This is a genomic window from Leptothoe sp. LEGE 181152, from assembly GCF_032906605.1.
GTDB classification, from domain to species: Bacteria; Cyanobacteriota; Cyanobacteriia; order Phormidesmidales; family Phormidesmidaceae; genus Leptothoe; species Leptothoe turfae.
This window is the reverse complement of the sequence record NZ_JASATU010000032.1, coordinates 379,171-391,196: the sequence shown is the minus strand read 5'-3', so window position 1 is coordinate 391,196 and position 12,026 is coordinate 379,171. Positions and strand designations below refer to the sequence as shown.

The following is a 12,026-nucleotide window of genomic DNA, read 5'->3' as shown; positions in this document are numbered from 1 at the left end:
AAGGCGAACTATACAGACAGGTTGACTTATCTGTTGACTTATCTCTTGAGATTTCTATTGCAGCCGCTTATTGTAGCCCCTTGCTGTATCGCCAATGCCAGGGTTCATCTTCTCCTGCCGGATTACCCTGGGGATATGACAGCTCAAAGCCATAGTTTTTTGCATATCGCTTCAGCCAGCGATATGCATCGGTCTGCTTAAAACTAATGTCCCAGTCAGTACTCTCATCAGCGTTTTTGTCGCCAATGGCTACTGCATACCCAGTATGATAATCACTTTTTTTAAGCCACTGATTAACATCTATATCTGTTCTCCCTTGAAGCCGTCGGCGTTGTTCAGATAACGAGAGATATCCTGCTAAAGGAAGTAGTTCAACACCTTCGTTTTTGGCCGCAGCCACCATGCTCCAAAAAGCGTCTACCATATCAGGTCTGGCTTGAATGCTGCCGTCGTCTAGCAGGGCTACCAACTCTCCTCGTTTGGCTTCATCATAACCTCTTGGGGCGGCGGTCACAGTATCCCATTTTCGACTGATGTTATAGGCGGCCCATTGATACCCTTTGACGCCAAACCCGAGCACGATCAAAACTGCTGTGACAAAACCTATGACTTTTAAAATAATCTTAGGTGGGATTAATTTCACAGGTTTTGTTGTCGGTTTAGCATCTACCGGTGGTAAGACGCCCGCCGCAACATGGGTTGGCAGGCGGCTATCTTGCCCAACGCGAATGCCTGTAATTGTTCTTTCAAGCGCTTTGAGAGCTTCGACCGCAGTCTTATAGCGGTTTTTGGGATTAGGCTCTATGAGTCGTTTAATAAAGGTTTCAAGGGCTGGACTAATAGTCTCATTAGCCCATTGCACCTGATGCGTGATGGGATGAATATTTAATTGTTGTGGATGAATGTTGGTGAGTGCCGCAATCACTACCATGCCAACGGAATAGAGATCACTGGCGTAGCAGGGTTTACCCCGTGCTTGTTCGGGAGAAGTATAGCCCGCTGTACCAACTTTGACCGTGGTTGTTATCTTGCCGTTGTGATCGATCTGACTGTTGCTTAGGGTTTTGACCACCCCAAAATTGATCAGGCAGATGTCGCCGTTATTGGTTTGGCGAATCAAATTGGCTGGCTTAATATCGCGATGAATGGTTCGATGCTGATGAACAAATGCCAGCACAGTCAAAATATCCTTCAACAATTTTGTGACGTAGCTTTCGTCTAGTCGGTTGCTTGTCTTGATTTCTTGTCGCAGGTCATGGCCATGGATCATTTCTTGAGCAATGTAGAACTTATTGCCCTCATCGAAGTAAGCCAGGAGCTTCGGAATACGAGAATGTACACCTATTTTTTCTAAGGTGTTGGCCTCTTGGCGCAACATTCCTAAAACTTTGGGGCTAGTGTGGATCAGCTGCTTAATTACGCATTGGGGGTGACTGGGCTGGTGATGGTCAATTGCCCGATAGGTAATGCCATAGCCACCTTGATCCAGAACTTCTAGTATTTCAAAACGATGGGCAAGCTTCATGGTGAGTAGGCTTTTCTGTCTAGGTCTGCAAGGTGGCTATATTTAGGATGGGCATGGCTGATCCTCGGTATGGTTACGTCTATCCAATTTGAGCTAGTGGCAAGTTTTATAGATCGATTTATCCTTTGAATCAGCAATGGCGCGGATGCATTCACTAACATTGTCCGTTGAACATTACCAGGTGGCCTTTAACCCATAGAATTCTTTTAGTCTCCAATTAGTCTGTTATGCCTTAACTCAAGGTACGGTTCTGGTTGGAAAATTGGTTTGAGCCGTTGTCTATAGAGAGCTATTTTCCATGGTTGGTCGCTGTAAGCATGTATTCCCGTTAGCATTGTTCGCTTCCATTGCAACTGTTATAGGTAAAGATGCCATTAACCAACCACTACAAGCACAGCCTGGTCCCATCATTGTTTGCAGTTATGACCCTAGTACAGGTGCGCCTAATCCATTGGGAATGCGGACGTTTATCACCCTAAGGGAAGCTGAGGGGACAACCGAAGTATCTTATGAGCAATTGGGGACATTTGTTCCTGGTCCCGTAGAAGCTGTTCTTACCTCAGAGCGAACATTGGTGTTCCCAAATCAGTCTATTGATCGGGTGCGACAGCTGTTGCTAACCAATGATACGTACTATCAAGAATTGGTTGGATTTGATGATCCAGAAGGGTTTGCGCCCGTTAATAGTACGTTGATTTGTCGTGCTGAGACGGTTGCTCGTCCAGTGGCTCGTCCTGAGCCCCGCCCGCCCGCTGCGGCAGAACTACCTGATCTCAGTGGTACTCGATCTCGTTCAGAGCTGCCTGATCTGGATAGTCCAGCCCCCAGTGGTGCTACTGGTAGCTCTACTGGTAGCCCTGCTGCTACACCCCCGACGTTTTATGACACGATTGCTGGCCTTGCTGATGGTAATTATCGGTATGTTTCAGGGGCCGCTGAGGATCGGGCCTATTCTGAGCAGGAGTTACTGAGTCGAGGTGGCGTTCTGTTTGTTTTTCGCAAGACAGGCGATGAGATTATTGGGTCCTATAGTTACATTGATGGCGAAGCTATCTGTGTAACTGGCCGAGTTAGTGGTAACACGGTGAGCGGGCAAGCCTATCCGTTTGATGGTGTTACCCGTGACTTGGGCGAAGACTTTACTTTTTGGGGACCGGCTACATTTCTGCGGGTGCGTCGTACCCGTGGTGATGAAGGTAAGCGCTATTACGCTAGCGCTACCCTGGAACTCAATGATTTTTCTCGTATAAATGCCGGGCCTTCCTTACCACCCAGCAACTGCCAATAGATATTTATTTGTTTTGGAGGGTAGTTGCTGTCGGCCCTCCTTACGTTTCAATTAATTGGTCAAGATTTTGTTGCATTTGGTCGACAACTTGCCCATAGCATTCTTGAACATATGCCTTGTCCTGGGCAGCGGCACGACCTGTGCGTTCAAACATAATGGGAGGACACACACGGGTTTGGATTTGGTTGGGCCATGGAATATGGGGCAAGGGGCCAAGGGCCAAGCCCCAGGGGAGCCCTAGATAAATTGGAAAAACTTCTGGGTCGATGTCTTGAAACCAGGGTAGAAGACCTTGCTGGTTAAGCCATTTGGCTTGTTCGTAGCAGTTTTCCAGAACTATAAAAGTGTCGTGGGCACCTGTGGAAATCACCGGTACGATGGGGACTCGCTCCCTGAGGGCAAGTTTGATAAAACCGGTACGTCCCATCAGTTGGATTTGGTGTCGCTCGCGGTGGGGACGAAAGACGTCTTGGGCTCCACCTGGAAAAACCAGGACGCTGGCCCCGCGTTGGAGAGCTGCGATCGCAAACTTAGGTTGAGCCGGTACAGCACCACATTGACTAGCCAGCTTTGCCAAATCAGGATTCACCTGCCAGATTTTGGCATGCATCAGGCCATACATCGGTCGCTCGTAACCAAAGCGGCGAAACCAGTCCACCATCATCATTAATAGATCAGGGGCCGCCAGTCCGCCATTGTGAGAGCCAACAAATAGAGCCTGTTTGGGTACATGGTGCCAGCCATCGGTACGGGTACGAAAGTAATGGTTGTAAAACCATTCCCACTTGGGCATTAACGATGCGATTACTTGAGGATCACGTTCTGACAGCGCTGATTCAATGTCATAGCTGCTACCGGGCATAGACTCATGTTAATTAGGGCAGCCCTCAGCCTACCGAAGATTTACCAACATACTTATCAAGATTTGATAGATGAGGAAAAAAGTCCTGAGTTGTGTCAATTAATCAGGATATTGAAGTACTTCAGCCTACACAATGCTAGTTGGCATGCTCCCATGTTGGGTGCATACAAAAAGGGCCCCCACCGAAGTGGGAGCCGCAGTAAGCGTTATTCCTTAATGACTTAATTGTGCCAGGGAAATTTAGTCTGAGTTGTGACGATGATCATGCCCTGGTCGTGTTTAAGTTCATATCCCAGTACTGATCTATTCGGTATCATTATTGTCAAGGGTTTGCAAAGAGTTTCGACCACCTAAAAAAGATTTACCATATAGATACTAGCGCTGTGAATACGACGTTAGTGCAGATCTATTGTCTAGGGACGCACACCATGGAATTGCTCAACCGTTTGCTAGGTCGCACCCCTGATACTGTAAAGGCAAATGTGGAAATCTATACATGGCAGATCTGCCCCTACTGTATCCGCGCCAAGCTACTGCTGTGGTGGAAAGGGGTGAATTTTACGGAATATAAAATTGATGGTGATGAGGCAGCCCGTGTCAAGATGGCGGAACGGTCTAATCAGCGCCGCAGTGTGCCTCAGATTTTTATCAATGATCATCACGTTGGTGGCTGTGATGACCTGTATGCTCTTGATAGCAAAGGCCAGCTCGATCCCCTCTTAACCCAAGTGGCATAGGGTGAGAATTGGGATTCAACGCTTTTAGGAACAGAACAATTGGCAGATTTTCGCATCGGCTGTGCCGTATGGGCTTATAGGGAATGGCTCGGAGATTTTTATCCGAAGGGCAGTCGTGCTAGCGATTTTTTGCGTCTCTATGGCGATCGCATGACCTGCGTTGAAGGCAATACCACTTTCTATTCAATTCCGACATCAGAGACGGTGCAGCGCTGGGCTGAAAATACGCCTGATGCATTTCGGTTTTGTCCAAAACTGCCTCGTACAGTAACCCACAGTGGTGAGTTAATGCCGCAACGGTCTGCTGCTGTGGATTTCCTCACCTTGATGCAGGGGCTGGGGCCAAAGCTGGGGCCAATATTTGCACAGCTGCCGCCGAGATATAGCCCCAGATTGTTTGCAGACTTGTCTAAGTTTGTGGCGAGCTGGCCTCATCAGCAATGTCCTTTATCGTTAGAAGTCCGTCATTTGGATTGGTTTAAATCTCCTCACTTAGAGCGGCTAGACGAACTATTAACTCGATGGAGTGTAGGTCGAGTCTTGTTGGACACTCGTCCGATTTATACCTGGAGTAATCCAGCAGAGGACCCGCAACTACGCTCTGAACGCAAAAAGCCTCGGGTTCCTTTGCTGCCAGCAGCGACTGCCCCATTGGTGCTGGTGCGCTACATCAGTCACCCTGATCTGGATCGCAATCGTGATTTTTTAAAAGGCTGGGTGCAGCAGGTAGGAGATTGGTTAGCTCAAGGTATCTCGGTTTATTTTTTTGTACATTGTCCCCACGAAGCAAAGTCACCAGCCATTGCTCGCTATTTTCAGGAGCAGCTAGAAAAAGCAGGTGTGGATGTGCCGCCGTTGCCTTGGTCGTTGATTCAATCGCCACCTCAGCAGTTAGGATTGTTTTGAAGAGGCAGAGCCCAAGAGACTCTCACGAAATCAATGATTTAGAACTTTGCGAGTCTCTCAGTATTTTCAAAGATCTTATCGATATTTGGGACGATAAACGTGAAAGTCGATGAGTATACAGACGACGTGTGAAAACTTACTATATCTTTCTCCTAAAGCTCAGCAGGATTAATCTCCTTCTCTTGTAGTGAGTTTTTAAGCTTGGCTAATACTACATCAGGTGTGTCAGCTCATTTAGAAGAATTATCTCAACCCCAATAACAGTTATTGCTGAAGGCTATAAATAATAACAGCTATGTGCGCAGCAAACTGCTGTTGACGTAGCCTCTCCTGTGGAGATATGCATTCAGCAGTTTGGCATACATGCCCAACCTGTTCAAAGTCTAGGTTGACGTGTCATGTTACAGCTTGAAAGGACAGTCAGCGTAATTTAAGGTTGTATACATCTTTTCCAATACAGTTCTAGAACCTACTTCGGTCTGGCAATTTCTTAGTGGTTTCTAAAATGACTAAGAAAAAGGGGACTAGATAGTCCCCTAAGGTTCCTTGAAACAAAACTTGTATGTCACTCGCTATTGTACAGATCAAATCCCACTTTGAACCACTGAATTTGCTTGATTTTTGGGTTTTTTATTTACATGTAAAATTGCCTAAAAAAATACGTGTCCCTATATAGAACGTCCCAAAAAGCTCCAGGGAAATGACGGATTTCTCTCGTTACCCTATGTGCTTTTTTTAACACCAAAAGCCATTGATTAATTGTGGCCATTGACTTGGCGTTGTACTGCTAATTCAATGGCAAGGTCGATAGCCGCTACCATGCTATCGGGTCGAGCTATACCTTGACCAGCGATGTCAAAGGCGGTGCCATGATCGGGGGAAGTGCGAATAAAAGGCAGACCAATGGTGGTATTTACGGCTTGGTCAAACGCCAACATTTTGACTGGAATCAATCCCTGGTCATGATACAAAGCCAAGTAGCCATGGTGGGCCTGTTGTTCCAAATGATGCCAGGCTTTTGCTGGGCTTACCCACAGTGTATCTGGTGGTACTGGACCTTCTAAAGTTACATGGGGAAATCGCTGTCGTTGACTGTTGAGCCAAGGAATTAGCCAGTCTATTTCTTCTCGACCGATTTGCCCTTGTTCACCGCTGTGGGGGTTGAGACCTGCGATCGCAACCTTTGGGTTCTCTACCCCAAAATCCCGTTCTAAACATTTTAATAGTAGTTCCAGTTTCAAGGTCAGCACCTCAGGTGTCAGCACCTCAGGCACCTGACGCAGAGGGATATGGGTGGTTGCCAACAGGGTGCGCATGGTCCAATCAGTCATGGGTGACCGTGCCACAAATAACATGCCAAACCGCGTGACCTCCGCCATTTCTGCCAGTAGTTCTGTTTGACCTGGGTAATGGTGACCTGCTGCCAACCAAGCTGATTTGGCAATGGGAGCTGTGATCACACCACTATAGCCATCTTTTAAGCAATAACCAATGGCTGTTTGCAAGCTGCGAAAACTAAGATCGCCGCTGACAGCATCACCCTGACCGATACGGATCGTTTGATCGGCTGCCAAGGGGACATCGATAATTGGATGGTCTGCCAATGGTAGCCCTAGCCGTTTGCTACAGGCCATCAACTGTTGCTCATTTCCTACCAATGTGAGCTGTGCTGTCTGTTGCACCACAGGTAATGCTTTAAGCACGACCTCTGGCCCAATCCCGGCCATGTCGCCTAAGGTTACCAATAACTTGATTTGTCTAGCATTACCCATAGCTCACACCTCCTGATGACTCCCCTCAATTTCCCCAACAATAAACCAAAGTACTAGCGTTATTTCGCAATTTCAACGGTTTCATGGGGTTTTCAGACCTTGTTTTAGGCAAAATACGTACAGTTTACGTTCACAACATGTCAATCTTAGGCATAGCTGGCCGGTCTACCATATGGGCGTAAGTATCGGCCATGACCCCTACAGAATTTCCGGCCAGCGCCGCCGCTTGAGGCAGACTCCATCCTTCCTGCTCCAAGCCCCAGCTAATAAAAGTATGTCGAGCAGCATAGGGCGGTCTGTAGGGAATGTTTGATTGTTCAATAGCTTGCTTCCAACAGTGATGCCGGTAGTTGGATAAATTGATTAGTCGTCCATTCGGTGTGGTAAAGACTAGGTCCTCGGGTTGAGCATCTTGTGACCTATGTTTTGCGAGCAGCTGAGCCACTGAATCAACTAAATCCAGCTGCCGGATCACACCGTTTTTGGTCCCTTTCCTTAGTGGCTGCTCACCATCAATCCTCACGATCGCTTCAGCAATGGTGACTTGTTTTCGTTCTAGGTCGACATATCGCCACCTTAATCCGATGGCTTCACTCGGCCTTAGTCCAAGGGCGAACAGACACAGCGTGAAGGGATAGTAATGTCGCAGTCTTGCATCATTGGCGATGGTTTGCAGCAATAGCGTAACTTCTTTTTTGGTAAAGGGTTGTCGATTAAAATTAATGCTGTTTTTGGTGACTCTTTTGGCCTTAAATCCTTCAAATGGATCGTGACTCCAATGGTGATTGCTAACGGCCCATCGGCCAAAGGCTTTTAGCCTCGATAGAGCATGGTTATAACCCTTGGTATTGCGTCTCTCACTAAGTTTGTTTAACAGTTTCTCTGCTTGTTGTTGGCTTTTGATTGGGCTAAAAGATTTTATATATGGTCTCAGTGACTTGTAGTGACAAGTAATATTTTGCTTTTGAACTCCCTGAGACTCTTTATATGAAATGAACTCGTCAAACAATTCCAGGGTATTTGTTGCCATTGATGGCAACTGCGGGCGATAGCTCACCAGACTGTGATCAAACTCCCCCAGAGCGATATCTATCTGGATTTTTGCCGCCAACTTTTCTGCACCTGCGCGATTGATTGGAGTATCGGCCAGACCCACGGCCAGCGAGAATTCTTTCCCCGCATAGCGCCAACGAAGCCTAAGCATACCATTGCGATTATGTACAGCTACTGAGCCTTTTTTATTTCGCTTAGCCAACTGTCCTATAGTACACCTGTGGAAAACTACACTTGTTTTGCTGCGATTTGTTAAGCATTTTCAATAAGGATCGCCAGATCACTTGCAAAATCACTGCCAGATCACTTGGGAGATCAGTACAACTTTTTGTAACAACCCTATTGCTAAAGGCGAAAATTGCGTTTTTCTAACTGTTGTATATGCAAGTGATCTAAGTGATCTGTGTTTTTAGCAATTCTCACTTCAAAAAAAATGCGATTTTTACAGATCACTTAGATCACATAAGCTCTATCCTCTGTTGGGTAAGGGATACATCAAGTGATCTGTAAAAAGTGTCCGTTGGATCACACAGATCACTTGGTCAGTTGATTTATGTTAAGTGTCACAATCAGCTAATTGAGACTGAACAAAATCTCGTAAATCACCCACGTAGTAAGAAAAGTGACGGTTATTCTTGAATCGTTCTCTATGAATTCGGCCCGTTGCCCATAGCTCCCTAAGTAATCGCCTACTCGTGTTGGGGGCTATGGCCAAGAACTCAGCTATTTCAACCGCTGACCACGGGATACCTACCCGATCATCTTCGTTAAGCCACAGCCGGATCCGTTCTTCCTGGTTGGTCGTGTCTTCCACTTCACCATCAGCATCTTGATCGCCCAGTAGCTGATAACTGAAGTCGCTATCATCAAAGGCAAACGCATACTTACCCGGCGGTTTACCGAGTCGCGTTTTCTCCACTGCCAGGACTCGACGGTAGGGGCCATCCATCCGCAGCGCCCATACTTCCGAAACGCTGTTTTTAATGGCAGTCGTGCCCCTAACCCCACCCTGGGCGTTGCTGTGGTGGATGACGATGACGCAGGTGTCAAACCGCTCTGCAATGTCCCTCAAGTGGAGCAATGGCCTAGCGTATTCAGTGTCTTTTTCACTGCACAGACTTTCTTTATTGATGGTGCTCAAGCTATCGATAACCACCAGCTTGGGGCGTTGTTGCTCGATGTAGGTGGCCAACTGTGGCAATGCAGCGGATGACCACTCACTGAGGATCTCCAAAGGTGCCTCATCAGCAATGTTTCTAATATCCATACGTTCAGAGGTGACCAGGCCCGGTTCATCTGTCTGAACCAGCAGCGCCGGACCTTTCTCTATCGGGTAGCCGTTCCATGAGCCGGTTGAAACAATGGCTTCAAAAATTTGATACGTAAATAGCGTCTTGCCTGCTCCACCATCCCCATGGATCAACAGTGTGGTCGAAGCAGGAATCCAGCCAGGGATAAGCCATTTCATCCGGCCTTTGTTCTTTTTTCTGAACTCTTTGATCGATAAGGGCTGGACTGGTTTCTGGTTAACCAGTGCCTTAATGTAGGCTTCCTGAAGCTGGGAATAGGAGCGATGATAACGCTTGGCGATCGCTTGCAGTTTCCATAGACGCAGGCCCTCGTCAACGATATTTTCTTCAATCCATTTCACCTGCTGGATGGCTGCGTTAAACTCGTCATCATCAAGGTTTGCGCCATTGGCAGATTGCAATATATCGTTTGCAATTGCACGCACAATATCCAACGGCAAAGCGTGAGCAAACGCTATCTGAGCCAGGGCAGCGTCTTTAAACTTCGCACCGACGACTACGCCTAGCGTGTCATCGAAAAGCTGTCGATCTCGCTCAGAGCGGATCGAGTCAATTATGTCTTTATGCATGGCTATTTCTCAGTTTTTTTTGTACGCATCAAAATCGCTCAAACCATTGCTAAAAGAGGGTTTCGAAGTGGACGAGCACTGAGAAATATGTAATAATACTGATAGGGTACATTCATCGTTCAAAACTTAATTACTTTGACAGGCGGTTTCTTCCATGCAGGGAGGGAACCGCTTTTTAGTGCCACCGTTCACGTTCTGAACGGTGGCAAAATGCATTCGGGGTGAGTAGTCGCCAACCGCACACCCTTAATGCAATCGATAAAAGTACACGTTAAACGTAACTGTTTTCCGTGTACTCATGGAGTATACTATGAACGAACATCGGAATGAAGAGGCCCGTACATTGAAGTCTCTAAGAGAGGCAGTTCCTATAAGCCAAGTGGTTGCAGCTGTTGCTATTAACGTGAGGCCAGCTACGCTAAGCTCCTGGGAGAACGGTAAATCTGTTCCACGTCTTCCCCTTGAAGACTGGTGCAAATTGGCTGAACTCTATGGCGTTTCGATAGATGAGCTTCGTGATGCAGTAGCAAAATCACAACAAAAAAGCGGGAGGTAGTCCCGCTTTAAATGGTTTATTTAGCAATACATTTCACTCATGGGAGGTGATCGACATGTTCAACAGCGTAGCTGAGCCAGTATTCCAACCCCGCCTCAGCTACACCTAAATCCAGTTCCAAGTAAACCTCAAAACCAGACATACCAATGATAGACGATCAGTCAGCATCAGATCGCCAAGGCTTTGTAGTAGCCATCTTTGAAATCAAAGACAGATTTTGGTACTTCACTCTACAAAGCAACGTTTGACAGTCTTGTCCCTGAACATACACACGTCACCATTATTCGCTCTCCTCTCGGAGTAATAAAGAGAGTTTTAGAGATCGAGTAGCGCACATCAGAGCGCAACAGCAGCGCACCGCAAGTGCAACCAACCGCGCAACACAAACCATTGAAAATAAAGGAATAGCACAATGACAGCACAACAAACGCACATCCCAGAGCACAACACGCCGCACACTCAGAGTGCAGTGGAGCGCACCGGAGCACACTACAGCGCAAAACAACTAGCCGAAGAACTAGAGACCGTCAGCTCTACCCTAAGAACTCGCTGGTTTCCCTGGCTTAAAAAAGTAGCCCCCGAGCAACTACTCAAAACCGGCCAAGGCTACACCGAACTAGCCAGAACACTCTTTTCTGAGTTCAAAACCGTAGACCCAAAAGAGAGAGACGCCTGGGTAGTCGATGCAAAACACCGCTATTCCCAAGAATGGGAATCAGCCGGAGTGATCGAAGGTGAGTTAATGCCTGAAGAGGTCGGCGGAGTTTTAGCCATACTCTCAAGCCAAAATACATCAAGTGAGATCGCACTACAACAAGATTTAGACGACTTAGACGAGTTTATTAATAGCCTCAATCAGGCAGAGTCTAACTTCTCTGACGCTGAGGTGGCCCGATTTCGCCTTAACGGTGCTCAACGTGGCGTTGCTCGGTTCAAGATCGAGGCTAAGGCAGAGGCAGAAGTTTACAACAGATTGCAACAAAAGAGACTAGAGAAATAACAATTGATTCCTGCTTTCTCAAGCCATATGCACAAGAAAAGAAGCCCAAAAAACAACATCATCCCTATCAATCTGGCCTTACTCCTGGCCCTCACCAGCTGCACCGACGTTATGACGGATGTCATCAACGACATCACCAACGCTTTCACTAGTGAAGCCATAGCCGTAGGCCAACAAACCGGACTAGTTGCCCACGGCAAAGGACCAGGCTCCGACGCCTTTCATATGGTGGGCAGCGCTGGCCAGCTCAGTACCGCCCAAACGACCACACTATTACATCTCAGTTGGCCCCAATCCCACCAGGCCATCGAAAGCGTCCTAGGGCATCCACACACCCGCGCTACGTACGCGGACTACTACACCTTACCCAACGGTCATACAGCAACGATCTACTACTCCGGTGGAAACGCCACCGGCTATAGCTTAGGAGACTCAGGAACAGAATAAA

General features: G+C 47.3%; 11 protein-coding genes. 6 read left to right on the top strand and 5 right to left on the bottom strand.

Translation table 11 applies throughout. The annotated features are described in order from the left end of the window. Window positions 1-67: 67 nt before the first annotated feature. On the bottom strand, window positions 68-1,525 hold the full coding sequence (locus tag QGP82_RS18905; protein WP_499060675.1) for a protein kinase domain-containing protein: 1,458 nt from the start codon (window positions 1,523-1,525) through the stop codon (window positions 68-70). 298 nt (window positions 1,526-1,823) lie between these two features. Here QGP82_RS18905 and QGP82_RS18900 point away from each other — a divergent pair, with 298 nt between their 5' ends. Continuing rightward, entirely contained in the window at window positions 1,824-2,813 is a 990-nt protein-coding gene (locus QGP82_RS18900) for a hypothetical protein (protein WP_499060674.1), read from the top strand. A 40-nt stretch (window positions 2,814-2,853) separates the two neighbouring features. Here the strand turns inward: QGP82_RS18900 and QGP82_RS18895 are convergent, their stop codons facing one another. Further along, the gene (locus QGP82_RS18895; RefSeq protein WP_163666544.1) at window positions 2,854-3,675 is read right to left on the bottom strand and encodes a lysophospholipid acyltransferase family protein; all 822 of its coding nucleotides are present in this window, start codon (window positions 3,673-3,675) and stop codon (window positions 2,854-2,856) included. Window positions 3,676-4,103: 428 nt separating this feature from the next. Here QGP82_RS18895 and grxC point away from each other — a divergent pair, with 428 nt between their 5' ends. Continuing rightward, window positions 4,104-4,412: a glutaredoxin 3 gene (grxC, locus tag QGP82_RS18890; RefSeq protein ID WP_499060673.1), complete on the top strand. Its 309-nt coding sequence runs from the start codon at window positions 4,104-4,106 to the stop codon at window positions 4,410-4,412. 39 nt (window positions 4,413-4,451) lie between these two features. Then, window positions 4,452-5,318 carry a DUF72 domain-containing protein gene (locus QGP82_RS18885; RefSeq protein WP_163666549.1) on the top strand — a complete coding sequence of 289 codons (867 nt, stop codon included), beginning with the start codon at window positions 4,452-4,454 and terminating at the stop codon, window positions 5,316-5,318. Between the two features lie 755 nt (window positions 5,319-6,073). On the opposite strand, the gene pdxA is transcribed toward QGP82_RS18885, so the two are convergent. The 3 genes from pdxA to QGP82_RS18870 form a co-directional block, all read right to left on the bottom strand. Next, window positions 6,074-7,090, bottom strand: coding sequence for a 4-hydroxythreonine-4-phosphate dehydrogenase PdxA (gene pdxA / locus QGP82_RS18880; protein WP_499060672.1), 1,017 nt, complete (start codon window positions 7,088-7,090; stop codon window positions 6,074-6,076). A gap of 130 nt (window positions 7,091-7,220) precedes the next feature. Next, complete coding sequence (locus QGP82_RS18875; RefSeq protein WP_499060671.1) at window positions 7,221-8,345, bottom strand: tyrosine-type recombinase/integrase; 1,125 nt, start codon at window positions 8,343-8,345, stop codon at window positions 7,221-7,223. A 354-nt stretch (window positions 8,346-8,699) separates the two neighbouring features. Then, window positions 8,700-10,022, bottom strand: a complete 1,323-nt coding sequence (locus QGP82_RS18870; RefSeq protein ID WP_499060670.1) for an AAA family ATPase — start codon at window positions 10,020-10,022, stop codon at window positions 8,700-8,702. A 298-nt stretch (window positions 10,023-10,320) separates the two neighbouring features. On the opposite strand from QGP82_RS18870, the gene QGP82_RS18865 reads away from it, so the two are divergent. From QGP82_RS18865 to QGP82_RS18855, 3 genes are all read left to right on the top strand, one after another. Beyond that, the gene (locus tag QGP82_RS18865) at window positions 10,321-10,578 is read left to right on the top strand and encodes a helix-turn-helix domain-containing protein (RefSeq protein WP_499060669.1); all 258 of its coding nucleotides are present in this window, start codon (window positions 10,321-10,323) and stop codon (window positions 10,576-10,578) included. A 412-nt stretch (window positions 10,579-10,990) separates the two neighbouring features. Further along, window positions 10,991-11,578, top strand: coding sequence for a hypothetical protein (locus QGP82_RS18860; RefSeq protein ID WP_499060668.1), 588 nt, complete (start codon window positions 10,991-10,993; stop codon window positions 11,576-11,578). Window positions 11,579-11,605: 27 nt separating this feature from the next. Then, window positions 11,606-12,025, top strand: coding sequence for a hypothetical protein (locus tag QGP82_RS18855; RefSeq protein WP_499060667.1), 420 nt, complete (start codon window positions 11,606-11,608; stop codon window positions 12,023-12,025). The last annotated feature ends 1 nt before the right edge of the window (window position 12,026 follow it).

Bases quoted from the DNA above. Each gene is read 5' to 3' on its own strand.
- QGP82_RS18860 (WP_499060668.1), top strand. From the start codon at position 10,991: ATGACAGCACAACAAACGCACATCCCAGAGCACAACACGCCGCACACT.
- QGP82_RS18865 (WP_499060669.1), top strand. From the start codon at position 10,321: ATGGAGTATACTATGAACGAACATCGGAATGAAGAGGCCCGTACATTG.
- QGP82_RS18855 (WP_499060667.1), top strand. From the start codon at position 11,606: ATGCACAAGAAAAGAAGCCCAAAAAACAACATCATCCCTATCAATCTG.
- grxC (WP_499060673.1), top strand. From the start codon at position 4,104: ATGGAATTGCTCAACCGTTTGCTAGGTCGCACCCCTGATACTGTAAAG.
- pdxA (WP_499060672.1), bottom strand. From the start codon at position 7,090: ATGGGTAATGCTAGACAAATCAAGTTATTGGTAACCTTAGGCGACATG.
- QGP82_RS18895 (WP_163666544.1), bottom strand. From the start codon at position 3,675: ATGCCCGGTAGCAGCTATGACATTGAATCAGCGCTGTCAGAACGTGAT.
- QGP82_RS18870 (WP_499060670.1), bottom strand. From the start codon at position 10,022: ATGCATAAAGACATAATTGACTCGATCCGCTCTGAGCGAGATCGACAG.
- QGP82_RS18900 (WP_499060674.1), top strand. From the start codon at position 1,824: ATGGTTGGTCGCTGTAAGCATGTATTCCCGTTAGCATTGTTCGCTTCC.
- QGP82_RS18905 (WP_499060675.1), bottom strand. From the start codon at position 1,525: ATGAAGCTTGCCCATCGTTTTGAAATACTAGAAGTTCTGGATCAAGGT.